We start from the raw sequence: 24,054 nt of genomic DNA, 5'->3' as shown, positions 1-24,054 counted from the left end.
GTCGTCATTTGATGAATGAAGCGGCAAGCGAATACGGGATATCCATGTCATCTATCTTGAAATCCAAACCCGTCCGCTTCACAGCCAAATTCGTCTTTGTCTTATTCGTTATCTTCTTTGCGATCTGGTCCAGCTTCGCAATGTGGTTCCAGCTACCATTTGGCAATGCTGTGCGCGGCTCAATCATTGCTGCGTGGCTGGCGATCTCGCTTTGGGTCGTTGCAGGTGAACGCCAATTTTATTGCCGCCGTAAACGTCTTCTTTTCTGCCTGCTTGCACTGGTTTTTCTGGGATGGTGGGCAACGATCCGCCCATCACTTAACCGCATCTGGGCGGCAGAAGTCGCACGCACCGTCACCGGAAAAGTAGATGGCAATCAGGTTACGCTCTATAATGTGCGTGACTTCGATTGGCGAACCGTGAACGACTTCACACCAGTCTGGAAAGATGAGACCTATAATATCGACAAGATAACGTCCGTAGACCTCTATCTGTCCTATTGGACAGGTCCGGCTATCGCCCACACACTACTGTCGTTTGGCTTTGAAGATGGGCGACACGTTGTGTTCTCTGGCGAAATTCGCAAGGAGCATCACGAAAGCTACTCGGCAGTTGGCGGTTTTTTCCGTGAATTTGAACTGGCGATGATCGCAGCCGAAGAAAGCGACATTATTTTTCTGCGAACCAATGTCCGCAAAGAAGATGTCTATCGCTATCAGATCGATCTTCCGCCAGCAGCAGCGCGAGAACTGTTTCTGTCTTATGTTGAAGAAGGAAACCAGCTCGCTCAAAAGGCCAAATTCTACAACACGGTGACGACCAACTGCACGACCATTATCTTCCAAATGGCGCGGTTTCTCGATCCGGGCATCCCCTTCGATTACAGAATTCTGCTGTCCGGCTATCTGCCCGGCTATCTCCATGACCACGGATGGATAAAGAACGATGGCAGCACCATCGAAGAAGCCCGCCAGCGCGCCTCTATTGATGCGAAGGCACAGGCAGGGGATCGCGAAGGCTATTCAGAACGCATTCGCCAATAAAAAAACCCCGCGCGAGCGGGGTTTTAACTCAGCGACTGCGTAATATTAGATTGCAGCAGTGATAATGATTTCGACTTTGTAGTCAGGTGTTGCAAGTGCTGCTTCACCGGTCGCGCGTGCTGGTGTATTGGCCTTATCGACCCAGCTATCCCAGACTGCGTTCATTTCAGCAAAGTCTTTCATGTCTGCAAGCCAGATGATCGCCTGAAGGATCTTCGACTTGTCAGAACCAGCAGCTGCCAGCAGACGATCAACTTCAACCAGAACGGCCTTGGTCTGATCGGTTACGCTTGCGCCCGGCTCGCCAACCTGGCCAGCAAGATAAACGGTATTGCCGTGAACAACGGCCTGGCTCATACGTGGTCCGACTTCGATACGACGGATGCTCATGGTGAACTCCTCTCATGACTGCTGCGGATATATCCGCTTATAAAAATGGTGCACGTTCTTATGAAAGCACCCGCCCGCTTTGGCAATGCTGATCCGTATATATTGTCGAGAATTGTGAACCGACAATTGACTCTTTGCACCCCTTTCCCTATAAGCCGCACCACGTTCGCCCATAAGGGTCAATGGATGGCTTTTGCTATCCTGCTTTTAGGGAAAAGAACTCGCTCCTGTTCAATAGAGCTTGGTCCTGAAACGTAACTATCGAGTTCAGACAAGACCATGCTCGTCGTAAAGACAGAACCAAGAAGGGCCGCACACCGCGGTATTAAATAAATGAAGCGTACTTTCCAGCCATCCAATCTCGTCCGCAAGCGTCGTCACGGTTTCCGTGCACGCATGGCAACAGCCGCCGGTCGTAAAGTTCTTGCTGCTCGCCGTTCGCGCGGCCGCAAGCGGCTTTCCGCTTAATCTTTCCCCGCGCGACCAGCGCGGTGATTAAAGATATGAAAAAGCAGAAACAAATACTCCGCCTTCGCAAGAGAGCGGAGTTTTTGTCTGTCAGGAATGGTGAAAAACGGCGTGGTCCACTGTTTCTTTTAGAAGTCCGGGAACGGACAGAAGAAGAATCTGCAGCTGCCAAAATCGGCGAAAAGCCCCGCGCAGGCTTCACTGTCACCAAGAAAAACGGCAATGCAGTAGTACGCAATCGTATCCGTCGCAGGTTGCGAGAAGCGGTTCGTTGTCACGTGGGGAGTGACATGGCGCTCTCGACCGACTATGTCATCGTAGCACGCGAGCAAGCACTTACTGCGCCCTTTTCGCAACTGACCGCAGAACTCTCCAAACGCATTAAAGCCAAGGATGATCGGCGGGGCGAAAAGAAACGCCGAACGGAAAGACCGGAATCAGGACCCGTCGATGGAAAATAATCGTAATTTCTTCATAACCATTGCACTGTCCATCCTCGTATTAACGCTGTGGCAAGTATTCTATCTGGGACCTAAAACGGAAGCCCAGCGGGAGCAGACACGCATTGAGGAACAGCAGCGCCAGACCCAGCAGGCCACTCAAAGTGGTCAGGGCAGCGCTCAGGGCGATACTCCACAGATGCCTGGCACGTCCGGCGCAATTCCCGGCCAGCATGATAGTGCAGCCGCAGGCGGCACTCTGACCCGCGAAGCAGCTGTTGCACAGTCGCAGCGCGTGGACATTGACACCGTATCGCTGCGCGGTTCGATCAATCTGACTGGCGCACGCCTCGATGATCTCTATCTCAAGAAGTATCATGAGACCGTTGACGACAAGTCGCCTGAAATCGAGCTGCTTGCTCCGTCGGCGCTCAAACAGGGCTATTTTGTAGAGCTCGGCTTTACCGGCAACGAAGCAACTGGCGAAGTTCCGGGGCCAAACACTGTCTGGGCGGTCGAAGGCAACAACAAGCTGACAGCATCGACGCCTGTTACGCTGACCTACACCAACGACAAGAACGTCACGTTCAAGCGCGTCATCTCAGTTGACGATGCTTACATGTTCGCCGTTGACGACACGATCACCAACAACACCGGCACGCCAATCTCGCTTGCATCTTATGGCCGAGTTACTCGCTTCAACCAGCCAGAACATGCAAGTGCGACTTACGTTCTCCATGAAGGCCTGATCGGCGTCATGGGTCAGGACGGCCTTCAGGAAATCAAATATTCCAAGGTCGAAGACGACAAGGACATTTCGTTCAAGGACGTCATCGGCGGTTGGGTCGGCATCACCGACAAATATTGGGCAGCAACGCTGGTTCCTCCGCAGAGCGAAAAGTTTACTGCTCGCTTCTCGCACTTCACAGACGGTCGCCCACGCTACCAGTCTGATCTTCTAAGCGCTCCGGTTACTATCGACGCCGGTCAGTCGCAGACGATAAAGAACCACGTTTTCGCTGGTGCGAAGGTCGTTCAGGACATCCAGAACTACGAAACAAAGCTCGGCATCAAGCAGTTCGAACTGCTGATCGACTGGGGTTGGTTCTACTTCATCACCAAGCCGATGTTCTACCTCATCGACTGGATCTACAAGTTCTCGGGTAACTTCGGCGTGGCCATTCTGGTTGTCACTGTTCTGCTCAAGGGCCTGTTCTTCCCGCTTGCTAACAAGTCTTACAAGTCGATGGCCCGCATGAAGCTCGTGCAGCCAAAAATGACGGAAATCCGCGAGAAATATGCGGATGACAAGATGAAGCAGCAGCAGGAAATGATGCAGCTTTACAAGCAGGAAAAGATCAATCCGCTTGCAGGTTGCTGGCCAGTTCTGGTTCAGATTCCGGTATTCTTCGCGCTCTATAAGGTTCTCTACGTCACCATCGAAATGCGCCATGCGCCGTTCTTTGGCTGGATTCATGACCTTGCGGCACCAGATCCAACATCGATCTTCAACCTGTTTGGCCTGCTGCCTTTCGCAGTGCCTGCGTTCCTCATGATCGGCGTCTGGCCAATCATCATGGGCATCACCATGTTCTTGCAGATGCGCATGAACCCGACGCCTCCGGATCCAACACAGGCGATGATCTTCACTTGGATGCCGATCATCTTCACATTCATGCTGGCATCATTCCCAGCCGGTCTCGTGATTTACTGGGCATGGAACAACACACTGTCCATTCTCCAGCAGGGCTTCATCATGAAGCGTCAGGGCGTCAAGATCGAGCTCTTTGACAATCTGAAAGACGTATTCAAGCGAAAGCCCAAAGAGGCGAAAAAGTAAAAATACAAAAGCCCGGTCGAAAGATCGGGCTTTTTTTATGCTCGTTCATGCTCAGTGGTTGACAATACGGCCCATAGCATTGATGCGTGTCTTTTACAGAATTATAGACCAGGAAGACGACATTGAGCGATCAGGACAAAAAGCTGGCAGCAGCCCAGTTAGCAGCAGATGCGACCCGCGCAGCGCACGCAGCTTTGGTTGAAGAAGGTCGCCTGCTGTTCAAGAAGTCGTGGATCTTCATCCGTGGCGTGCCCTCGATGAAGTTTCTTCCCGCTGAAGGCCCGGTTGAAATCGCTTTTGCCGGGCGTTCCAATGTTGGCAAGTCATCGCTGATCAATGCGATTGTCGGCAAAAAGGCTCTGGCACGTACATCCAACACCCCGGGCCGCACGCAGGAACTCAACTACTTCGTTCCAGATGGTTATTCCGGCGAGAATGGCGATCTGCCGCCACTCGCACTCGTCGACATGCCGGGCTATGGCTTTGCAGAAGCACCTAAGTCGCATGTCGATGCATGGACGCGCCTCGTGTTCGATTACCTGCGTGGACGCACGACATTGAAGCGCGTTTACCTGCTGATTGACTCGCGCCACGGCATCAAGAAGAATGACGCTGAAGTGCTCGATCTCCTCGACAAAGCAGCTGTGTCTTATCAGATTGTGTTGACCAAAACCGATAAGATCAAGGCTGCGGGCATTCCGCGTTTGATCGAGGAAACCCATGCGCTCACCAAAAAGCGTGCAGCCTGTTTCCCCGGCATCATCACGACGTCGTCGGAAAAGGGCCTCGGCCTTGATGAGTTGCGCGCAGCTATCGCACTGGTCGCCAAGGAATAGGCTTCAGTCAACTTGGGCAAACATCGGACTGATGGTTTAGCCCCTGATTGAGCTGCTCAAATTGCGTGGTGGTTTTCGAGCCATCACGCGTGATACGCACCACATAGATGCTGTCGAAATCAGTGCCATCCCAAGTGGGAACTGCGGCTTTGTCTCCGCCTTCAGCCTTCAGAATATTTCGGGCCAGCTTCACAATCTGCTTGTGCTCCCAGCCGATCAGAACGGTGGCATCTTTATATTCAGGCTTCTCAAGCGCATTCTGCAACTTGCCTATATCCTGATACCCAAAGCGCGTATCGACGGGCATGCCGAATTTTATAGCGGTTGGCTCAACTGTAGCAAGCGGTCGATTATAGGCATAGTGAGCACCTTTATCCTCTTTCAGCTCGGCAGGGTTGGGCGCGAAAATAACGTCCGGTTTGCCAAATTCTGCCTCTATAACGACCGGCAATTTCAACGAACGGTTAAGGCCGCGACAATTCAACTGCCCAAGCCCCTGCTCCGGCTTTTCACCATGTCTTACCATAACAATGGTCTCGGTCGTCGGTGCAGCCTGAGCGACACCTAAGCCCGCAAGGGAAATAAGTGCCGTGAAAATTATTCGCTGCATGAAATGCTCCATTCAAAAAGTGATTGTTGGCCCTTCATCATGGCTTTTAATGCGGCGGTTGAGACTAAGCCGTTCAAATAATCGCGAACAAAAAACGGAAAACCGTTTTACAGAGCGGCGCATATTGCTTAGAAAAGCCTGCCCCTCTTGCCCTGTCGCCAGCCATGGAACCCACGATGACGACTCTTGAAAATCCTGAAATGCAAGCGCAACTCCTCTCAGCAGCCCTGCCCTATATGCAGCGCTACGAGAACAAGAATGTCGTGGTGAAATATGGCGGTCACGCCATGGGCAACCCAGAACTCGGCAAAGCCTTTGCCCGCGACATCGCGCTACTGAAGCAATCAGGCATAAACCCAATCGTCGTGCATGGCGGTGGTCCGCAGATTCAGGCTATGCTGACCAAGCTCGGCATCGAATCCCGTTTTGAAGGCGGCCTTCGCGTCACCGACGAAAAGACGGTTGAAGTGGTGGAAATGGTTCTGGCCGGTTCCATCAACAAGGAAATCGTCGCTCTCATCAATGCTGAAGGCGAATGGGCCATCGGCCTGTGCGGTAAAGATGGCAACATGGTTTTCGCGCGCAAAGCGCACAAAACTGTTATCGATCCCGATTCCAACATCGAAAAAGTGCTTGATCTGGGCTTTGTCGGCGAACCGGCAGAAGTTGATCGCACGCTTCTCGATCTGCTGGCGCGTTCCGAAATGATCCCGGTTATTGCGCCGGTTGCACCGGGTCGCGATGGCCATACCTACAACATCAATGCCGATACGTTCGCAGGCGCTATTGCTGGCGCGCTGGCTGCAACGCGTCTTCTGTTCCTGACCGACGTTCCCGGCGTTCTCGACAAAGACAAGAACCTTATTAAGGAATTGTCGGTTGCTGATGCGCAAGCGCTGATTAAAGACGGCACGATTTCCGGCGGCATGATCCCAAAGGTCGAAACCTGCATCGATGCGATACGTCGCGGCGTTGAGGGCGTTGTCATCCTAAACGGCAAGACACCGCACTCGGTTCTGCTGGAACTTTTCACCGAGCATGGTGCTGGCACACTGATCGTGCCATAAAAGCGCATTCCGAAAAGTGTGCAGCGGTTTTCGGGAGAAATACGCGCAAAAAGATAAAGTGCTATGACCAATCAACCTGAAGCCTCAGCCTTTGCTCACATCACCGACTGGGTATTTGACCTCGACAACACGCTTTATCCACACGCCGCCGATCTGTTTTCGCAGATCGATGTGCGGATGACGAACTATGTAGAAAAGCTGCTCAATCTGCCGCGTGACGAAGCACGCAAGATTCAAAAGCAGTTTTATCTGGAATATGGAACCACGCTCAAAGGTCTGATGGAATGCCACGAAATCGACCCGGACGATTTTCTCAAGCATGTCCATGACATCGATTACACATGGCTAACACCCGATCCGGCATTGGGAGAAGCAATCCGCGCCCTGCCCGGTCGTCGCTTCATCTTCACCAATGGTGATCGTGGTCATGCAGAGCGCGCAGCACGTCAGCTCGGCATTCTCGATGATTTCGATGATATTTTCGACATTGTAGCTGCTGGCCTGACGCCAAAGCCTGAGCGCGTCACTTATGATCGTTTTCTGGGTGCTTTCGGCATTGATGCGCGAAATGCTGCCATGTTCGAGGATCTGGCACGCAATCTGGTTGTGCCAAAGACACTTGGCATGAAAACAGTGCTGATTGTACCGAATAATTTTGAGCCGACATTCTCCGAGATATGGGAAAGCGATCCGGAATTTACTGATCAGGTCGATTATGTCACCGACAATTTGACCCAATTTCTGCAAACCATAAATGCAGACCGATAGCCAGTTTACCGGCCTTGAAAAACGTATTGATAAGGCAGCTCACAGCCTTCTCGACAGCTTGCCCCGCCATCGCATCAGCGATGCGCTAATAGAGTTTCTGGTTTTTGGATTAAAACAAGCATGGGCCTGCCTGTTCGGCGGCGCGATGCTGGGCCTCATCATCCTTACACGCTGGTTCTGGCCAGAAGGTGATGCCGGATTTATTACCCGCTACGATTTCCTGTTTCTTTCCGCCGTTGTGATTCAGCTTGGTATGCTTGTCTTCAAGCTGGAAGCTTGGGAAGAAGCCAAGGTCATCGTCATTTTCCATATTGTCGGAACGGCGATGGAAATATTCAAAACCGATGCTGGCTCGTGGATTTATCCAGAGGAAAACTTCTTCCGCATTGGCGGTGTACCGCTGTTTTCCGGCTTCATGTATGCAGCCGTCGGCTCCTATATGGCGCGTATCAATCGCATCTTCGACATAAGGCTCAATAATTATCCGCCGCTTTGGACGACGATCGTGCTGGCAGCTGCGATCTATATCAATTTCTTCACCCACCACTTCTTATGGGATATGCGCTGGGTGTTGTTTGCCGCAACCTTCGCGCTCTACTGGCGCACAACGATGCATTATCGCGTGTTTCGCTTCCGGCATAAAATGCCACTGTTGATCGCGTTTCTGCTGACATCGCTTTTCATCTGGATAGCGGAGAACATCGGAACATGGTCAAAAGTCTGGCTTTATCCAAACCAGCGCAATGGCTGGGAACTGGTTTCACTCAGCAAACTCGGCTCATGGTATCTACTGATGATTATTTCCGTCGTGCTGGTGACACTCGTTCACCGCCCACGCGAATATTCAGAAAACGAAAACGCCCGGCCATAACAGACCGGGCGCTCTGAAAGCTTAAATCGAAGAGATCAGAGCTTATAGAAATTCTTGATCTCGTCCCAAGCCTCATCGGCTGTATCAACGAAGGTCAGCAATTCAATATCTGCGGGCGAAATTGTGCCCTGCTCTGCCAGAAACTCGATATTGATCGCCTTGCTCCAGAACTCTTTGCCAAACAGAATGAGTGGCATGCGTTCCATGCGATCGGTTTGGATCAGCGTCATTGCTTCGAACAGTTCATCCATCGTGCCAAAGCCACCCGGAAATACGCAGATCGCTTTCGCACGCATTAGAAAATGCATCTTACGTATCGCAAAATAATGGAAGTTGAAGCAAAGGTCAGGCGTTACATAAGCGTTTGGTGCCTGCTCATGCGGCAACACGATATTAAGACCAATAGTCGGCGCGCCAACATCCGCAGCCCCGCGATTGCCCGCTTCCATTACGCCCGGACCACCGCCAGTTACGACAATAAACTCACGATAATAGGTGGTCGCTGAATATTCAGAGCAGATGCGGGCAAACTTGCGCGCTTCTTCATAATAGCGCGAATTTGCCTCAAGGTTTTTTTTCTGCACTTCGTTCTTTGCGGCCCATGCGTCACCGCCCGGTTCTGGAATACGTGCACCACCGAACATAACGACAGTTGACTTGATACCACGGTCCGCAAGGATCAGTTCTGGCTTCAAAAGCTCAAGCTGGAGCCGGATCGGACGCATATCGCGTCGCGTCATGAAGTCATCATCCATGAAGGCAAGCCGATAGGCCTCAGCCTCAGTCTGAGGTGTCTTTGGCACGGTACGCGCCTGTTTAACGGCTTCCTCAGAATTCGGGAAAGGCGTCCAGCCAGTCTTCTCCATCGGGTTCATGCTTGCCTGCTCCTTCAATTTCAATGCGTTTTGTTGCCTTAGCATTATTTTCAGCGTTAAATTCTTAATCTGGCGCAATTGCGTTGAGTTATTTCGCACAATAACGCGATTGACCCATATCCTGCCTTCGCTTAATCACTTGGCTGACAACTGCCGGCCAAAAAGACGGCAGCCGCTTATCCTGCCAGTTTATGGAGACCGCCATATGACCAAGCCAGATTTCGCCTCCCTTGAAAAGGTCATCGAAAAGGCTTTTGACGAACGCGATGGCATCAACACAGCAACCCGCGGCGAAGTTCGCGATGCTGTTGAGCAGTCGCTTCTTTTGCTCGATCGCGGTGAAGCGCGTGTGGCAGAAAAACAGGCGGACGGCAACTGGCAGGTTAATCAGTGGCTCAAGAAAGCGGTCCTACTTTCGTTCCGCCTCAACCCGATGCAGATCATCAAGGGCGGCCCCGGCGAAGCTTCCTGGTGGGACAAGGTTCCTTCCAAGTTTGACGGCTGGACAGCCAATGAATTCGAAAAGGCCGGCATTCGCGCCGTTCCCAATTCGGTTGTGCGCTATTCGGCTTACATCGCACCTAATGCGATCCTGATGCCATCCTTCGTCAATCTCGGCGCGTATGTCGATGAAGGCACGATGGTCGATGCATGGGCCACCGTTGGCTCCTGTGCGCAGATCGGCAAGAATGTGCATCTGTCGGGCGGCGTCGGCATCGGTGGCGTTCTGGAGCCAATGCAGGCTGGTCCAACCATCATCGAAGACAATTGCTTCATTGGCGCGCGTTCGGAAGTCGTTGAAGGCTGTATCGTTCGTGAAGGTGCCGTGCTTGGCATGGGCGTATTCATCGGCAAATCGACCAAGATTGTTGATCGCGCAACCGGCGAAATATTCTATGGCGAAGTGCCACCTTATTCGGTCGTCGTTGCTGGCACCATGCCGGGCAAAAATGTACCGGGCGAAAACTGGGGCCCAAGTCTTTATTGCGCTGTAATCGTTAAGCGCGTCGATGAAAAGACCCGCTCGAAGACTTCTATCAATGAATTGCTGCGCGATTAATTTGCCAGCATAATCAAAGAAAAAAGGCGAAGCCCGAAAGCTTCGCCTTTTTTGTATTCACTGCCAAAAGGCTTATTTCTGGTAGCTCGAAGGCGATGCATCGCTGAAACGATGTGCAGAACCATCTGAGTATGTGTTCGTTGGGATCGATGCAGTTGCAGTGTGATCAACGCGCTGGGCAGCGACTGGTGTGCGATCCTTTGCGTACAGATCAGCCGGTTCACCAACATGTGGGTTTCCAGCAAAAGCGGCACCGGCACTAAGAGCAACAGCTACGGTAGCAAGAACAAACTTTTTCATTTTCATAATCCTTCTATCACCCCATCGGATGGCAATTTGCCTATCCCTTCGGGGACTCCGGGATGGCAAACAACCATCCTCCGGGGAGATTTGTTAAATTGATCATTTTCAAATATCGGGTTGTAAGAACCTTGGGAGGCCGCACTTACAACCCGCAATCTCTGTCGTTACGATTTAAAATTAAACTGTAACGACCAATGTCATAATCGTATTCTTAGTTCTGGTAGCTCGATGGCGATGCATCACCAAAACGGTGAGCGGAACCATCCATATTGACCGTCTGGCCAATAGTTGCAGTTGCGGTGTTGTCTACGCGCTGCGAAGCAACAGGAGTGCGATCATTTGCATAAAGATCTGCAGGTTCACCTACATGAGGATTTTCAGCAAAAGCAGCACCGGCGCTAAGAGCAAGGGCAGCAGCAGCAAGAACAAACTTATTCATTTTCTATCTCCTTAGTCATTTGGGCGACGTTCTGTGCGTCGTCCTCATGAGCCTCAAATGGGTGACAGTGATGAAAAATTCCAGTCACGAAAATGTTTTCTTAATCACACATTCGTGCGCCCAACTTCTTCTAACAGGCATGTAAAAATTAGAATTATATATTTTTTACAATATGTTGAATCATATATCAGCAGTAACCAATTTGTTATCATGTCATTTTTGTTCACTTTTTGCGAACACTGTGTCGCCTTTTATTGTGTAACAATATCGAACAATGAATGGTGTTAATCACAATTGCACGGCTAACGATTTCATCTGCAATCTTAAAAAATACACTGAGTCTGGGTCTGCTAATCGCGCAAATGAAAAAGGGAGCGCGCTATGCGACCCCTTCTGCCTGACAGCTCTCGCTTATAGTGATTAAATTAATTGCTGGCGACGTTTACAGAGCGGCCTGCAATTGAAACCCATTGCCCCGAATGCGACGGTGACTGCATTTTAATATAGCGATAAGAAGTCTTCTCAACTGGCAACACCTCTGATCGCATATTGTCGAGAATGTAATCACCACGATCGGTTCGCACGGTCAGCACGATATGTGCCTCGCTTCCCTGCACCATGGTAATCAAAAGCTGCGACGGGCTGATCCCGCGCGCCATAAGCTTGGCACGCTTTAGCAGCACATAATCCTCGCAATCGCCTTTGCCGTTCTTCGGAATGGTCCAGTAATCACGCTTACCGTAATTGTCCTGATCGGAAACCGGCTTGATCGCGGCATTGACCGAAGCATTAACGCTTTGCAGCAGCTTCATACGATCCGGCGTCAGTTTCATCGGTGCAAGAGCACGGTGCGAACTGCAATCGCGCGGTGTGCGCTTGCAGTAATCCAGATGCCCATAAGGAATGCTGGTAATCCCGCCCGCTTCACTCCATTGACCGGCCTTTGCCGGGGCAATAGCTGCGCCAGACAATGCCACGAAACCTAATGCTGCTGTCATCAATAAACGCATAGCGGATTCCCATTTTTAAAATGCTCCGAAAAGCATTTCCTAGAAACTGTTCCCGTTGACCGGCCCGTTTCCCGGGTCTCGCTATCAACCTTTTTTTAACTAACGATGACAGTGGCCCTCTGGTCAAGGAAATTTCATTCCCGATTTGCGACATTCTGAGAAAAGCCGCGATTAAAAGAGCTTTGGTTCGTCGAACCTCCATTTTCTAAAACCCATGCGCACTGCATCTTGTTTACGCTAACGAGGGATTGTTGTTTCATCTGGGGGCGTCCCGATCTAATCTCAAGCCCACACGATTCTCAGAACAAAGCTTTGACATCATGAGCCTTCCTACCAATCCCGCTGAAAACCTCGCTTCTCTTATTCGTTGCCCGTCGGTTACGCCCGCTGAAGGCGGCGCGCTGACCGCATTGGAAGCAATGCTTGAGCCTATGGGCTTTTCAATCCAGCGCCCTGTCTTCACCGACGAAGATACGCCTGACATCGAAAACCTTTATGCGCGCAAATCTGGCAATGGGGCGCATCTGATGTTTGCGGGCCATACGGATGTGGTGCCTCCCGGCAATGAAGGCGACTGGAAGCACCCTCCTTTTTCCGCTGCGATTGAAGACGGTATCATGTATGGCCGTGGTGCAGTCGACATGAAGGGTGGCATTGCCTGCTTTGTGGCAGCGGTTGCACGTCATATCGAAAAGCAAGGTAGCCTCAAGGGCAGCGTCTCTTTCCTCATCACAGGCGATGAAGAAGGCCCAGCGATCAATGGCACCGAAAAGCTGTTACAATGGGCCAAAGACCGTGGTGAAACATGGGACGCATCGCTTGTTGGCGAGCCAACAAATCCCGATACGCTTGGCGACATGATCAAGATCGGGCGTCGCGGTTCAATCTCCGGCACGATCACAGTTCATGGTGTGCAGGGCCATGCCGCCTATCCGCACCTTGCCGAAAATCCCGTGCGTGGCATCACAACCCTTGTCGATAGTCTGCTCTATCCAGCTTTTGATGAAGGCACTGAAGATTTTCAGGCCAGCAATCTGGAAGTCACCACCATCGATGTTGGCAACAAGGCCACCAATGTCATAGCCAATAAGGCGGTAGCGTCCTTAAATATCCGTTTCAACGATACGTGGACGGCAGACAGCCTGAAGGCCGAAATCATCTCGCGTCTTGAAAAGGCTTCGCGCAATGACCGCCTTCGTCCGGGCCGCGAAACACCAATCAATTATGAACTGACATGGCGCGAACATCCGAGCCATGTGTTCCTCACACGCGATGAGAAGCTGATCGGCACGCTCACATCTTCTGTAGAGGCTGTCACCGGCAAACGTCCGAAGCTGTCTACATCGGGCGGCACGTCAGATGCGCGCTTCATCAAAGATTATTGCCCGGTCGTCGAATTCGGCCTTGTTGGACAAACCATGCATATGGTTGACGAGCGCGTGGCTCTTGCCGACCTTGAAGGGCTGACACAGATATACGAACGCTTCATCGCTGACTTCTTCGGATAAGGGAACGACATGCCCAGTCTGGATGATATTTTCAGATATTTCACGGGCGTCTGGAAGATGATGCTTGGCCGCAAAGACGGCCTTGCATATCTGGACATCTCAGCAGAAGATTTCTGGGCATCTTTCTATGCGATTATCGTGGCTCTCCCGCCGCTTCTTGCGACATGGGTCGCCTATTCGGCCGATCTGACAGCGGGCCGCGATGAAGCTGGTCTCCGCCTTGCAATCGTTATCCGTGCAGCTATCGTTGATATTGCTGCGTGGATAATTCCGCTTGTCATTATCGGCCTACTTGCCCGCCGCATTGGCATATCAAAGCGTTACGCGCCTTACGTCATCGCAACCAATTGGGGCAGCGCGTTGCTGGCTTGGCTTTTCGCGCCAATAACCCTCATTCAACTGTTCTTTCCGGGAGCGCTGGATTTTGCGACGCTGTTCGCTTTTGTACTTTTCGGCATCTCAATTATCTTGAGCTACCGACTGACATTCATCGTACTGCAACGCCCGCACGCCTATGTCGCACCATTTTATGCCTGTGTGTTTTTCGGCTCACTGTTTATCACAGTGTTCCTGCAACAGCTGTTTGGCATCGGAATTGGCGCGGAGAGTTTTTAAAGCGCATCCCGAAAAGTGTGAAACGGTTTTCGGACAAGATGCGCGTCTAAACAAAGAATTAGAGCGCGGATCTCATTCAATCAGATCGAAACGTGCTCTAAAACGGAAACGGGTAGTCGACGCCAACCAGATACAGACCATAAGGTGGCGCAACCTGACCGCAAGCCTTGCGGTCTTTCGCTTCCAAAGCGGCCTGCAAATCATCAGCCGTCCAGCGGCCAACGCCCACTTCCATCAGGCTGCCTGCAAAGGAACGCACCTGATTATGCAAGAATGAACGCGCCGAAACCCGCATTTCGACATAATCGCCCGTACGCGTAATATCGAGCCGGTCGAGCGTCTTGATCGGGCTTTTTGCCTGACATTGCGTCGCGCGAAATGTCGTAAAATCATGTTCGCCGAGCAAGCGCTTTGCAGCTTCATGCATGGCTTCGTGGTCAAGGCGCTTCTGCACCCACCACACGCGCTGATAATCTATCGCTAAGGGCGAACGGCGATTATGAATGCGATAAAGATAATGTCGGCCACGCGCCGAAAACCGCGCATCAAAAGCATCCGTTGTCTTTTCGACATTCAAAATACTGATGCGCTCGTTGGCCATCACCAGATGCGCGTTCAACGCATCGCGAACCTTGGCCGCACCCCAATCCTTGGCAAGATCAACATGAATAACCTGAGCGCAAGCATGAACACCCGTATCTGTACGCCCCGCTGCACCTAGTGTCAGATCTTCACCGCAAAACTTCTTAAACGCCTTTTCAATGGCGTTCTGCACAGCATAGCCGTTTTCCTGCCGCTGCCAGCCGACATAGGGCGTGCCGTCATATTCGACCGTGATCTTATAACGAGGCACCGCTCAAAGCACCTTCGTCACGTTTGCACCACGCAGAAACTCTTGTGCAGGCAAAGGCTTACCGCCAGACCGTTGCAATGTCACAAGACGCACAGCGCCATCACCACAAGCAATCGTCAGACGATCATCAAGCACGGTTCCTGGCGTTCCACTACCTTCGCCCAATGTGGAGCGCTGGAGTTTGACGCGTTCGACTGCACCGTTGATTTCCATCTCGCACCACGCACCCGGAAACGGAGAGATGCCGCGGATTGTGTTGTGAACATCCTTCGCAGGCTTCGACCAGTCGATACGCGCCTCGGCCTTGTCGATCTTGGCGGCATAAGTTACACCATCGTCGGCCTGCGGCTGAAGCGTTAGACTCTCACGCTCAAGCGCGCCCAATGCGCGCACCATCAGATCAGCACCGATCAAGCTCAAACGATCATGCAATTCACCTGCCGACATATCCGGCGTGATCGCAACTTTCTCGACCATGGCAACGGGACCAGTATCAAGCCCCACATCCATTTTCATAATCATCATGCCGGTTTCAGTATCACCGGACATGATCGCACGCTGAATAGGCGCCGCTCCACGCCAGCGCGGCAGAAGCGAGGCATGGCCATTGTAACAACCCAAACGCGGCGCATCGAGAATAGCCTGTGGCAGCAGCAGGCCATAAGCCACGACAATTGCGACATCGGCTTCAAGGCTCGCAAAGACGTCCTGCTCTTCGGTGCCTTTGAGACTTTTCGGCGTGAAAACCGGAATGCCAAATTCTTCGGCCTTTTCGTGCACCGGCGACTTGGTCAGTTCCAGTCCGCGACGGCCAGCCGGACGCGGTGGCTGCGAATAGACCGCGACCACTTCATAGCCCTGACCGATGATAGCTGTGAGGATTGGCACGGAGAAATCCGGCGTCCCCATAAAGACGATCCGCATCACAAAGCCTTACTTGGCGCGCGCTGGCTTGCGAGCTTTTTGAACTTCTTGATCACCATATCGCGCTTAAGTTTGGAGATATGATCGATAAACAGCACGCCATTCAGATGATCGATTTCATGCTGCAAGCAGGTCGCCATCAGCCCATCGGCTTCCATCGACTTTTCCTTGCCATCCGCATCGAAGTAATTGACCTTGATCGTCGCAGGTCGCTCAACCTCAGCATAATAATCCGGGATGGAAAGGCAGCCTTCTTCATAGACGCTGCGCTCGTCCGATGAGACTACAATCTCCGGATTGATGAAGACGTGCGGCTCTTTCGGAGCGTCTTCCTTAGCGAGATCAATCACCAGCATCCGCAGAGGTTCGCCCACCTGAATGGCAGCGAGACCAATGCCCGGCGCGTCATACATGGTATCAAACATGTCGCCGGCAAATTTGCGCAATTGATCGTCAAAGCGTTCAACTGGCTTGGACAGTTCACGCAGAAGAGGATCCGGAAGAATGATAAGCGGTTTAATAGACATGCGTTTCACGTAATCGCTTGCGCGAGAATCGTCAATTATAACTTGCAAAATGTTCTTGTTTTGATCTCATCAAGGCAACACGAATCAGCTAAGCTTCACCTATGGAAAACCAGAATCTCTTGAACGAACCACTTTTGCAGCTTGGCGCAACCTCTTTCACGCTTGGAGATATACTCCTTGCGGGCATAGTCGTGCTGGTTGTTTGCCTTGCAATCTTTCTCATTGCGGCGGCCCGATCTGCCCGACTTCGTGCCGTTGCGGAAGCACAGGCCGAAGACCGTGCGCGCGATGCGGAATATCGCATGGCGGAGATTCTGAAAGCCCAATCCGAAATGCAGGGGCGGATGCAGACCATGGCCGAAGTCTTCGGCTCACGACAAGCAGAGCTTAATCAATCAATCCGCGAACGTCTCGACGGCATGACCCATCGCATCGGCCAGACCATGACCGAGCAGACACGCTCCACCCATGAAAATCTTGCAAAGTTGCAGGAGCGTCTAGCGGTCATCGACACAGCACAAAACAATATCCAGTCGCTTGCCGGTCAGGTCGTGCAGTTGCAGGCAATCCTCGCCAACAAGCAGACGCGCGGCGCATTCGGCCAGTCACGCATGGAAGCGATCATTGCCGATGGCTTGCCGCAAGGCGCTTACGAGTTTCAGGCAACACTGTCCAATGGAACACGCCCCGACTGCCTCGTGAGGATGCCTAACAACTCACCATCATTGGTGATTGACGCAAAATTTCCGCTCGAAGCATGGAATTCCATGCGTGCAACCGAACAGCCTGAGGCACGTAAGGCCGCCATTGCGCAGTTTCGACGCGATATGGAAGTACATATCAAAGACGTCTCCGACAAATATCTGATCACGGGCGAAACACAGGACACGGCCTTCTTGTTCGTGCCTTCTGAATCGATCTTTGCGGATATTCACGAGCATTTTGAAGCGCTGATACATCGCGCTCACCGCGCGCGGATCGTGATCGTTTCACCCTCGCTGCTGATGCTTTCAATTCAGGTTATTCAATCAATCCTCAAAGACGCGCGTATGCGCGAGCAAGCCCATGTCATTCAGGGCGAAGTGGTGCGTTTAATGGAAGATGTGGGTCGCCTTGATGAACGCGTGCGCAAGCTGCAAACCCATTTCCTACAAGCCAACAAAGACATTGACGATATTCTGGTGTCTTCAAACAAAGTGACGAAGCGCGGTGCAAAGATCGAAGCGCTGGAATTTGGCCCGGCACCTGCTGAAGAGCCTCAGCGTCCGACGCGACAGTCGGATAACGCACCCACCCAAATGCGCCTGCGCGTGGTGGATGAGGATTAGAGCAATTTCCAAGAAAAACTTAGAGCGTATCCTGAAAAATATGAAAAACTTTTGGGATACGCTCTAAGAGTTTGTTGGAAGGACTCACTCTTTCAAAGAAGTGAGAGCCTCCGTTACTGCTACAAAGCGTTTGAAGTGAATTTTCAGAACCTGCGTGACGACGTCAACATCGGCAATTTTTCCATGTTGAAGCACAAAACTTAGACCAAATGGATTGCCATTCAGCCTGTTTAAGTCGGGATTTGCCGTGCTTGGCGTAACGACCAAGCACCCCCATGCTGCAGCGACTGCATTCAAATCATCAACAACGCGCTCTTGCCCTGCATGGGCAAAGCCTGAAGTCGCCATACCAGTAAATGTCTTGTTGAGATATTTACCGTTTACTGCAGCCTCGTGATTGGCATCGATAAACGCCTTCATCGCCGATGACATTAATCCGGTGTGAGAGGGCGAAGAGAATACAAACCCGTCCGCCCACTCAAGATCAATCGCCGAAGCATATTCTAGTTCTGACAACTCGGCGCTTGGAGCTTGAAGTTCCACGCGCCGAATTCTGACACTCGCGCCCAGTTCTTCAAGAACCGGAGAAAGAAGCCGTGCAAGCACAAGATTTGCACCAAAGTTACTAGAAATAGCGATGAGTATCCGCGCCATAACAACTCCAGAAAATTATTTAGCTTCCGAGAATTTTTGCAAGATATACCCACACTGGAGCAGCGATCACAAAACCTAGCACGCTGACTGCAAGTGACGATGTTCCTGTTCGCGTATAAACCTGAAAGCGGCTGGAAATAATAATGCCCGAGAATGCTGGCGGAAGCGCAACACTGAGAACCAGCATTTGCAGAACGAGCGGGCTAAGACCGCAGAGCCAGCCAGCAATCAGAAATACACCGGGCATCAGTATGAGCTTGAAAGCCGTATTGTAGGCAACTTCTTTGTCGAGTTCGATTTTGTAGGCTGCAAGTGTCAGACCCGCTGCAAAAACCGCCACGCTGGAATTGGCCTGTGCCAACAGTTTGAAAGTTGGATCGAACTGGGCAGGCACTTTAATGCCAACAAGAACAAGCGCTACGGCCAGCACTGGGGCCCACACCACTGGCTCCTTGAACGCGGAAAGCAGTGCATTGTCTTTGGGTGCATCAGCAGTTGTCTTGTCGCCGCCGCCACCTGCATTCAAGAGGTAAAGCCCAATCGGAATGGTAACAGCGTTCACAACAATCGCCACAATGGCGATGACAAGACCAGTTTCAACGCCGGTGCCATAAAGAGGATCCAGGATAGCGTAGCCTAGGAATCCGATTGTTGGTGATCCGGCGATCAAGGCGCAAACGGCGGCTTCCGCCTTGCTTCGCTTGAAGAACCACTGCATCGTGAAGTAGGAAAGCATGAAAAGCGCAACCAGACCGACGAAAGAAATAATCGTCAATGTCGCATTTTCAAACAACATCGCGCGGTCCGCGCGAACGATGGAAACAAACAGAGCGGCGGGAAGTGCGAAATCCAGAACCAGCTTATTGAAAACTTTTGCCTGATCTTCTGCGAAGATGTTTTTCTTACCGCTGACATAGCCTAAGATCATAACAACAAAGATCGGGATGAGGTCAGAGACCAGCATCTTCGACATGAATTCTTCCATGATCATTCCCCTTGACATAGCTGCCGCCTCAAACGCCAAAGGATTAGTCCGACGCGATCAACAGCCCATGGCACCCAAAATTGCACATAGTATCGTACGGAAAATAAGGGAGTTCGTTCATCAGAACGAACTCCTTAGATCTCAGCGAAGCGTCAGCCTTTGACGATCGTCTGGTATTTCTGACGCAGCGCTCCCATCAGCGGATCACCAACATCAAGATGCCCCTTCACGAGCTCTTTCGGCGTCAATGCAAGCCAGTTGTTGAGAGATACGTCCTTATATTCACCGGTGTGAAAGACGTTCAGAACACGGACAGGCTCATTGCCGGTATTTTCGATGTAATGCGCCAATGTCTTGGGTACATAGCCTACATCGCCCGCAACGAAATCGAAGGTACGCGCGTTGTTGACAGCATCAAAAACCGTCATGCGGGCCTGACCACTGATATAATACTGAATTTCATCAGCATCGGGATGCCAATGAATTTCACGCATGCCACCCGGTTCCAGATCGATAAACAGCGCCGCAAGATTGGTCACTGCGAAATTGCTGCTGTCGACAACCTGCGTCGCACCACCTTCAAAATGGTTCTTCTGCTGCTTGGATGCACGGAACACATACTTGTCCGTAAAGCTCACTGCACCAAGATCACGACGAACTTCTTCGAGCGGAGCTGGTACAGGCTGGCGGAAAATATATTTTTCTTCGGAAGGAATACCGTCAAAAGCGCTTTCAGGTACACCAAAATTCTTAGCAAGAACTTCGCGCGGAGTATGTGCAAATAGCTCTGTCACAAGCAAAGTCTGGTTTTCAGAGAAATTACCGTCGTTGAAGACAAGTACGAACTCCGTGCCCTCTTCAAGCCCCTGAATTGCATGTGGAAAACCGGCAGGCGCAAGCCAAAGGTCACCCGGCTCAAGATCTTCAACCAATGTCTGACGCTTATCATCCACCAAATAGAAGCGAACCTTCCCTTTCAGGACATAAGCCCACTCGGCTTCTTTGTGCCAATGCATCTCGCGAACGACGCCAGCAGGAAGGCGCATGTTGACAATTGCCAACTCTTTCAAGCTGCCCATTTCACGCTGGGTAACTTCACGTGCCCAACCACCGTCTTCAAGACGGTTATGTGCCATGGCAAAAGGAAATTTCAGATTTGGAATGCCGCCATGATCTGTTTCAGGGGGCAGCAGAATATCGGGGTTCTGCGCTTCCACTTCCAGATTACGCGGCCCTACAATATCCGCACCCTTTGTGCCACGTATCGGCTGCACAATATCTGTCATCGACTTGCCCTTCCCAAAAAAGTTTAAACCCGTTACAATTCGTGAGTAAATACAGATTGGGGTAACGCATCAAGTATAAATAATATTTTTAATTCTTATCTATTCTCTTGATAGATTTCTTGAGGGCCTATATTCTGCGCCGATTAATAGGCTGATTAAAAACGGCCGTTACCAAAGTTTCTAGGCCAATTAAAAGCTATTTTGGATAGTCCAATATCGATTATTTTCACAAAAAAACCGCGCCGTGATTTTCATGTTTCCAAAATGCACAGAGCACAAATTCTGGATGCTACCTTATAAAGCAAATAGCCCGCTCGGGGCGGGCTGTTGTTGGGGGCGTTTTGCCCTTGTATTGTTATACGGGCAACACGGTTGATATATCTTCTTTAGATTTTTGGATACTTTGGTTTTGTGTTCCGGATTTATCCGGTTTGTCGTGTAATTGATTATCGATTTTGGCCGAACGGTACGCACATAAGTAGATATAGGTGCATGGGGCTGCATAAGATGATTGACGTATTTGGGTGATATTTGGTTGCGGACACACAACTACCGATACCGACATTCGTTGGAGGTAGCAATCTAGCAACCTTTAAAAGCGAGATACCATCACGCCTTACGGCATATCTCCATGAAGGTTACGGTACACGATAGCGGCATCCGATTCCGCTGGGCATCGGATAGAGTAACAAGAGCCGTCGATAGGATCGTTTCATAGGCCATTCTTATAAAGTCGCAGGCTTGGATTAGCGCCCAAAGCTCGGGGACACGAAGCTCGCTTTACGGAGCCTCTACCGCGCCATCAACCCATTGCTACTTAATGGCTTCCATCTGTGGAATCGCCCTTGTTGATCGGCACTTTTCAAAAGCATCGTGAGAGTGTCCCGGCGCACCAGATCAAATTCCGACTGACCTCTCCTTTCCCGAGAAGGACATCTTTGAGGAGTGTGGTTCCCTACTTCCGAGCCTTAGGTCAGTCGAATGATTGCCTCGCTGAACAGATTCAGAGACGTTTCGGCCCCAGGGGAGGACGTCACAATTCCGAAACATTTTTTGAGCTTGCTGGCTTGATCCTCAAGGTGCGCCACTTGCCGACGCGGAGCTGAGGACCGAGTTCGCGCGGCACAGGGGCGATTTAGTCCAGCTCGATGCCTTGAACCGCGAACTTAATAGCCGCGACACAGACGAGGCGTTCGACCTTCAGATAGAGATCGTGCAAGTCCTGACAAATCCTCGAAAGGCCGCGCAGACTACCCCGAAAGGAGATCCTGTCGTTGCCTGGCTGAAGGCTTTTCTCCTAAGCCACCGGATGTCCGCAGCCGACGAGCGTCCTCTTCACCAATATCGAATGTCATATGCCAAATATCAGGGCGCACGCTTACTTCTTAAGGTGTCGAGACCAAGCTTGACCGGGACGATGGTCCTGCGGCAAGCCTGTTTGTGGCCTTTTGCGCGTAGTGGTTTCGGCGCGAAGAGACATCACTCCTCCTTCGCTGGGTTGCCCTTGCGCCGAATGTATTCGGCGCCATTCCCAAAAACCGCCGTCGGAATCTCGGAATATGGTTCATCGTCGCTGGCAGAATATCTCCGAAAACTGATGAGGTTCGCTTTAGCGGGCAGCAACCACGACCATGTACGAGGGTTCGTCGGCGACATTTCTAACGAAATTCGAATCTCGCTCAGGCTAGATGGTTTCATTAATCTCTCTTGTAAACTTATCCTGAAACTCGTCGAATGGAAGCGAATGGCGGATCAAGGACCGGCGGGCGTCGGCCCACTATCGTCTCTTGACGCGCAGCACCCTGGCTGGAAGGATTCGCTCCCGATCTACATTCCCGGCGACGACGACAGGACCACGAGATCGTCGACTATGAAGCCATCATCATTCGCCGCATCTTTTTGGAATTCGCCAACGGTATTGGTACACGCACCATTGCACGCACATTAAATGAAGAAGGCGTTTCAGGACCTGCGGGAAAGCTATGGAACGACACCACTATCCGCGGACATGTAAAGCTTGACACCACGCTCATAAACAATGAACTCTATATCGGTCGTTTGATCTGGAACAGGCTGCGCTATATCAAAGGCCCATCAAGCGGCAAACGGGTTTCACGACTCAATCCAAAATCCGACTGGATTATCAAAGACGTTCCGGAACTCCGTATTGTTGATGACGCACTCTGGCACGCGGTGCGTGCGCGTCAGGGCGAGATTGCCAAGACGTTCATCCACGTCACAGAGGCTATTCGTAACCATCACAAACAAAACCGCTTAAACGGAACCCGCAGACCAAAATCGCTTCTGTCTGGCCTCGTCACATGCGGCATATGCCAAGGCTCACACTCGCTGCGCGGTTTAGATCGCTTTGTTTGCTCCAACCACATCAGCAAAGGAACCTGCACGAACAGTCGAACGATTGCGCGGAGCATACTGGAAGCTCGCGTGCTTGCAGGACTTGAACGTCATATTATGACTCTAGAGATTGTCGAAGCCATAACCAATGTCATGTATCATCAGTCCATGAAACAAAAGATGGACCTATTGGAAACGCGCAAGGCAGAGCTAACCGCCCTCCTCGTAAATCTGCCAGATGGCATGCCTGACATTCTTCCAAGCGCTTCCGCGATCTATAGGATGCAAGTCACAGCACTTAAAAAAAGCGCTGAACGATCCCGAACAACGACAGGCCGCCTCGCAGCGACTTCGCTGCTTAATTGACAAGATTTCTCTGACGCCGGGCCAAAAACATGGCCAAGTCGATGCAAACTGGCACGGTGAATTGGGTGCAATTCTAGGCAGGATAGAACGTCAAACCATTGGAACGTCTGCAAAAACAAAAATCCCGCAGCTATGGATTGATTATCGATTTGGTTGAACGGGCTTCTCATGTAGCTTGTAGAGGCGGTATAGCTACGAATATGGCGTGTGCATCAAAGGTTTTAGTATTTTTTTTTGAGATTTTGGTTGCGGGGGCAGGATTTGAACCTGCGGCCTTCAGGTTATGAGCCTGACGAGCTACCGGGCTGCTCCACCCCGCGTCAAAGAATTACGGACTTTTGAGCCCGGAAGCGAAGTCAGGCCCTTATACTAGGTTAGGCCTGATGAGGTGAGATCGTTTAAAAATCGATTGATTATCGATTTTAGACCGAACGGGCTGCTCCGAGCCACTCTCACTTAGTCATATATTCGGTATTTTGCGCGCTTACTGCGTTGAAAGTCTGTTTGTATGGATTTGAGAAGATGTTGATTATTTGTGTGCTTAGCAGACCTGGCAGCGACCTACTCTCCCGTGTCTTAAGACAAAGTACCATTGGCGCTGGAGCGTTTCACGGCCGAGTTCGGAATGGGATC

The 24,054-nt window shown here is 51.3% G+C and carries 25 protein-coding genes, 1 tRNA gene and 1 rRNA gene; 13 read left to right on the top strand and 14 right to left on the bottom strand.

From position 1 onward, the window contains the following. The first annotated feature begins 44 nt into the window (after positions 1 to 44). Positions 45 to 1,043 carry an Lnb N-terminal periplasmic domain-containing protein gene (locus WH356_RS12450; protein ID WP_339511759.1) on the top strand — a complete coding sequence of 333 codons (999 nt, stop codon included), beginning with the start codon at positions 45 to 47 and terminating at the stop codon, positions 1,041 to 1,043. A 45-nt stretch (positions 1,044 to 1,088) separates the two neighbouring features. On the opposite strand, the gene WH356_RS12445 is transcribed toward WH356_RS12450, so the two are convergent. After that, positions 1,089 to 1,433 (bottom strand): RidA family protein, encoded by a 345-nt coding sequence (locus tag WH356_RS12445; protein ID WP_310009588.1) that lies wholly within the window; start codon positions 1,431 to 1,433, stop codon positions 1,089 to 1,091. A gap of 333 nt (positions 1,434 to 1,766) precedes the next feature. Between WH356_RS12445 and rpmH the strand changes: the two genes are divergently transcribed. From rpmH to yihA, 4 genes are all read left to right on the top strand, one after another. Continuing rightward, positions 1,767 to 1,901: a 50S ribosomal protein L34 gene (gene rpmH, locus WH356_RS12440; protein ID WP_094505388.1), complete on the top strand. Its 135-nt coding sequence runs from the start codon at positions 1,767 to 1,769 to the stop codon at positions 1,899 to 1,901. Positions 1,902 to 1,936: 35 nt separating this feature from the next. After that, positions 1,937 to 2,362: a ribonuclease P protein component gene (gene rnpA / locus WH356_RS12435; protein ID WP_250038627.1), complete on the top strand. Its 426-nt coding sequence runs from the start codon at positions 1,937 to 1,939 to the stop codon at positions 2,360 to 2,362. Beyond that, positions 2,352 to 4,181: a membrane protein insertase YidC gene (gene yidC / locus WH356_RS12430; protein WP_339511240.1), complete on the top strand. Its 1,830-nt coding sequence runs from the start codon at positions 2,352 to 2,354 to the stop codon at positions 4,179 to 4,181. Before rnpA ends, yidC begins: the two co-directional genes overlap by 11 nt. Positions 4,182 to 4,303: 122 nt before the next feature. Continuing rightward, entirely contained in the window at positions 4,304 to 5,017 is a 714-nt protein-coding gene (gene yihA, locus WH356_RS12425; RefSeq protein ID WP_339511238.1) for a ribosome biogenesis GTP-binding protein YihA/YsxC, read from the top strand. A 7-nt stretch (positions 5,018 to 5,024) separates the two neighbouring features. On the opposite strand, the gene WH356_RS12420 is transcribed toward yihA, so the two are convergent. Beyond that, positions 5,025 to 5,627: a hypothetical protein gene (locus WH356_RS12420; RefSeq protein WP_339511236.1), complete on the bottom strand. Its 603-nt coding sequence runs from the start codon at positions 5,625 to 5,627 to the stop codon at positions 5,025 to 5,027. A 176-nt stretch (positions 5,628 to 5,803) separates the two neighbouring features. On the opposite strand from WH356_RS12420, the gene argB reads away from it, so the two are divergent. From argB to WH356_RS12405, 3 genes are all read left to right on the top strand, one after another. Beyond that, the gene (gene argB / locus WH356_RS12415; RefSeq protein WP_094505418.1) at positions 5,804 to 6,694 is read left to right on the top strand and encodes an acetylglutamate kinase; all 891 of its coding nucleotides are present in this window, start codon (positions 5,804 to 5,806) and stop codon (positions 6,692 to 6,694) included. Between the two features lie 63 nt (positions 6,695 to 6,757). Further along, positions 6,758 to 7,462: a pyrimidine 5'-nucleotidase gene (locus tag WH356_RS12410; protein ID WP_339511234.1), complete on the top strand. Its 705-nt coding sequence runs from the start codon at positions 6,758 to 6,760 to the stop codon at positions 7,460 to 7,462. Then, on the top strand, positions 7,449 to 8,333 hold the full coding sequence (locus WH356_RS12405; protein WP_339511232.1) for a DUF817 domain-containing protein: 885 nt from the start codon (positions 7,449 to 7,451) through the stop codon (positions 8,331 to 8,333). The genes WH356_RS12410 and WH356_RS12405 overlap by 14 nt, the downstream gene beginning before the upstream one ends. A gap of 35 nt (positions 8,334 to 8,368) precedes the next feature. Here WH356_RS12405 and WH356_RS12400 read toward each other — a convergent pair whose 3' ends face one another. Further along, the gene (locus WH356_RS12400; protein WP_339511230.1) at positions 8,369 to 9,208 is read right to left on the bottom strand and encodes an LOG family protein; all 840 of its coding nucleotides are present in this window, start codon (positions 9,206 to 9,208) and stop codon (positions 8,369 to 8,371) included. Between the two features lie 205 nt (positions 9,209 to 9,413). On the opposite strand from WH356_RS12400, the gene dapD reads away from it, so the two are divergent. Beyond that, complete coding sequence (dapD, locus tag WH356_RS12395) at positions 9,414 to 10,268, top strand: 2,3,4,5-tetrahydropyridine-2,6-dicarboxylate N-succinyltransferase (protein WP_339511228.1); 855 nt, start codon at positions 9,414 to 9,416, stop codon at positions 10,266 to 10,268. Between the two features lie 72 nt (positions 10,269 to 10,340). Here dapD and WH356_RS12390 read toward each other — a convergent pair whose 3' ends face one another. The 3 genes from WH356_RS12390 to WH356_RS12380 all read right to left on the bottom strand — a co-directional run bounded on the left by WH356_RS12390 (position 10,341) and on the right by WH356_RS12380 (position 12,020). Next, complete coding sequence (locus WH356_RS12390) at positions 10,341 to 10,568, bottom strand: hypothetical protein (RefSeq protein ID WP_339511226.1); 228 nt, start codon at positions 10,566 to 10,568, stop codon at positions 10,341 to 10,343. Positions 10,569 to 10,782: 214 nt separating this feature from the next. Continuing rightward, positions 10,783 to 11,010, bottom strand: coding sequence for a hypothetical protein (locus WH356_RS12385; RefSeq protein ID WP_094505394.1), 228 nt, complete (start codon positions 11,008 to 11,010; stop codon positions 10,783 to 10,785). A gap of 425 nt (positions 11,011 to 11,435) precedes the next feature. Beyond that, positions 11,436 to 12,020: a transglutaminase-like cysteine peptidase gene (locus WH356_RS12380; RefSeq protein WP_339511220.1), complete on the bottom strand. Its 585-nt coding sequence runs from the start codon at positions 12,018 to 12,020 to the stop codon at positions 11,436 to 11,438. A gap of 320 nt (positions 12,021 to 12,340) precedes the next feature. Here WH356_RS12380 and dapE point away from each other — a divergent pair, with 320 nt between their 5' ends. Both dapE and WH356_RS12370 read left to right on the top strand, forming a co-directional pair. Next, positions 12,341 to 13,528: a succinyl-diaminopimelate desuccinylase gene (dapE, locus tag WH356_RS12375; protein WP_339511218.1), complete on the top strand. Its 1,188-nt coding sequence runs from the start codon at positions 12,341 to 12,343 to the stop codon at positions 13,526 to 13,528. Between the two features lie 9 nt (positions 13,529 to 13,537). Further along, a complete protein-coding gene (locus tag WH356_RS12370) occupies positions 13,538 to 14,143 on the top strand; it encodes a hypothetical protein (protein WP_339511216.1) in 606 nt (201 codons plus the stop codon). A 97-nt stretch (positions 14,144 to 14,240) separates the two neighbouring features. On the opposite strand, the gene truA is transcribed toward WH356_RS12370, so the two are convergent. The 3 genes from truA to def are packed head-to-tail and all read right to left on the bottom strand — an operon-like array spanning position 14,241 to position 16,447. Next, positions 14,241 to 14,996 (bottom strand): tRNA pseudouridine(38-40) synthase TruA, encoded by a 756-nt coding sequence (gene truA / locus WH356_RS12365; RefSeq protein WP_339511214.1) that lies wholly within the window; start codon positions 14,994 to 14,996, stop codon positions 14,241 to 14,243. A 3-nt stretch (positions 14,997 to 14,999) separates the two neighbouring features. Continuing rightward, entirely contained in the window at positions 15,000 to 15,920 is a 921-nt protein-coding gene (fmt, locus tag WH356_RS12360) for a methionyl-tRNA formyltransferase (RefSeq protein ID WP_339511212.1), read from the bottom strand. Continuing rightward, positions 15,920 to 16,447 (bottom strand): peptide deformylase, encoded by a 528-nt coding sequence (gene def / locus WH356_RS12355; RefSeq protein ID WP_339511210.1) that lies wholly within the window; start codon positions 16,445 to 16,447, stop codon positions 15,920 to 15,922. Before def ends, fmt begins: the two co-directional genes overlap by 1 nt. A gap of 101 nt (positions 16,448 to 16,548) precedes the next feature. Here def and WH356_RS12350 point away from each other — a divergent pair, with 101 nt between their 5' ends. Then, positions 16,549 to 17,775 (top strand): DNA recombination protein RmuC, encoded by a 1,227-nt coding sequence (locus tag WH356_RS12350; RefSeq protein WP_339511208.1) that lies wholly within the window; start codon positions 16,549 to 16,551, stop codon positions 17,773 to 17,775. An 84-nt stretch (positions 17,776 to 17,859) separates the two neighbouring features. On the opposite strand, the gene WH356_RS12345 is transcribed toward WH356_RS12350, so the two are convergent. From WH356_RS12345 to WH356_RS12335, 3 genes are all read right to left on the bottom strand, one after another. Then, positions 17,860 to 18,429, bottom strand: a complete 570-nt coding sequence (locus WH356_RS12345) for a flavodoxin family protein (protein ID WP_339511206.1) — start codon at positions 18,427 to 18,429, stop codon at positions 17,860 to 17,862. Between the two features lie 19 nt (positions 18,430 to 18,448). Further along, positions 18,449 to 19,402, bottom strand: a complete 954-nt coding sequence (gene yfdV / locus WH356_RS12340; RefSeq protein WP_339511204.1) for a transporter YfdV — start codon at positions 19,400 to 19,402, stop codon at positions 18,449 to 18,451. Between the two features lie 164 nt (positions 19,403 to 19,566). Then, positions 19,567 to 20,700, bottom strand: coding sequence for a cupin domain-containing protein (locus tag WH356_RS12335; protein ID WP_339511202.1), 1,134 nt, complete (start codon positions 20,698 to 20,700; stop codon positions 19,567 to 19,569). A gap of 1,806 nt (positions 20,701 to 22,506) precedes the next feature. Here WH356_RS12335 and WH356_RS12330 point away from each other — a divergent pair. Beyond that, positions 22,507 to 23,421, top strand: coding sequence for a recombinase family protein (locus WH356_RS12330; protein ID WP_339511758.1), 915 nt, complete (start codon positions 22,507 to 22,509; stop codon positions 23,419 to 23,421). 243 nt (positions 23,422 to 23,664) lie between these two features. Here WH356_RS12330 and WH356_RS12325 read toward each other — a convergent pair. Continuing rightward, positions 23,665 to 23,741, bottom strand: a tRNA-Met gene (locus tag WH356_RS12325). 228 nt (positions 23,742 to 23,969) lie between these two features. Next, a 5S ribosomal RNA gene (gene rrf, locus WH356_RS12320) occupies positions 23,970 to 24,054 on the bottom strand; the annotation flags it as partial.

Source organism: Ochrobactrum sp. MYb379, assembly GCF_037479515.1.
Taxonomy (GTDB): Bacteria; Pseudomonadota; Alphaproteobacteria; order Rhizobiales; family Rhizobiaceae; genus Brucella.
The sequence above is the reverse complement of the archived record's forward strand: the minus strand, read 5'-3'. Positions and strand labels throughout refer to the sequence as shown.

Coding starts and splice junctions, on each gene's coding strand:
- WH356_RS12405 (WP_339511232.1), top strand. CDS start 7,449: ATGCAGACCGATAGCCAGTTTACCGGCCTTGAAAAACGTATTGATAAG.
- dapE (WP_339511218.1), top strand. CDS start 12,341: ATGAGCCTTCCTACCAATCCCGCTGAAAACCTCGCTTCTCTTATTCGT.
- WH356_RS12445 (WP_310009588.1), bottom strand. CDS start 1,433: ATGAGCATCCGTCGTATCGAAGTCGGACCACGTATGAGCCAGGCCGTT.
- WH356_RS12335 (WP_339511202.1), bottom strand. CDS start 20,700: ATGACAGATATTGTGCAGCCGATACGTGGCACAAAGGGTGCGGATATT.
- WH356_RS12410 (WP_339511234.1), top strand. CDS start 6,758: ATGACCAATCAACCTGAAGCCTCAGCCTTTGCTCACATCACCGACTGG.
- rnpA (WP_250038627.1), top strand. CDS start 1,937: ATGAAAAAGCAGAAACAAATACTCCGCCTTCGCAAGAGAGCGGAGTTT.
- rpmH (WP_094505388.1), top strand. CDS start 1,767: ATGAAGCGTACTTTCCAGCCATCCAATCTCGTCCGCAAGCGTCGTCAC.
- WH356_RS12420 (WP_339511236.1), bottom strand. CDS start 5,627: ATGCAGCGAATAATTTTCACGGCACTTATTTCCCTTGCGGGCTTAGGT.
- dapD (WP_339511228.1), top strand. CDS start 9,414: ATGACCAAGCCAGATTTCGCCTCCCTTGAAAAGGTCATCGAAAAGGCT.
- WH356_RS12370 (WP_339511216.1), top strand. CDS start 13,538: ATGCCCAGTCTGGATGATATTTTCAGATATTTCACGGGCGTCTGGAAG.
- WH356_RS12400 (WP_339511230.1), bottom strand. CDS start 9,208: ATGAACCCGATGGAGAAGACTGGCTGGACGCCTTTCCCGAATTCTGAG.
- yfdV (WP_339511204.1), bottom strand. CDS start 19,402: ATGTCGAAGATGCTGGTCTCTGACCTCATCCCGATCTTTGTTGTTATG.
- yidC (WP_339511240.1), top strand. CDS start 2,352: ATGGAAAATAATCGTAATTTCTTCATAACCATTGCACTGTCCATCCTC.
- def (WP_339511210.1), bottom strand. CDS start 16,447: ATGTCTATTAAACCGCTTATCATTCTTCCGGATCCTCTTCTGCGTGAA.
- WH356_RS12345 (WP_339511206.1), bottom strand. CDS start 18,429: ATGGCGCGGATACTCATCGCTATTTCTAGTAACTTTGGTGCAAATCTT.
- WH356_RS12350 (WP_339511208.1), top strand. CDS start 16,549: ATGGAAAACCAGAATCTCTTGAACGAACCACTTTTGCAGCTTGGCGCA.
- fmt (WP_339511212.1), bottom strand. CDS start 15,920: ATGCGGATCGTCTTTATGGGGACGCCGGATTTCTCCGTGCCAATCCTC.
- argB (WP_094505418.1), top strand. CDS start 5,804: ATGACGACTCTTGAAAATCCTGAAATGCAAGCGCAACTCCTCTCAGCA.
- WH356_RS12380 (WP_339511220.1), bottom strand. CDS start 12,020: ATGCGTTTATTGATGACAGCAGCATTAGGTTTCGTGGCATTGTCTGGC.
- WH356_RS12450 (WP_339511759.1), top strand. CDS start 45: ATGTCATCTATCTTGAAATCCAAACCCGTCCGCTTCACAGCCAAATTC.
- WH356_RS12390 (WP_339511226.1), bottom strand. CDS start 10,568: ATGAAAAAGTTTGTTCTTGCTACCGTAGCTGTTGCTCTTAGTGCCGGT.
- WH356_RS12385 (WP_094505394.1), bottom strand. CDS start 11,010: ATGAATAAGTTTGTTCTTGCTGCTGCTGCCCTTGCTCTTAGCGCCGGT.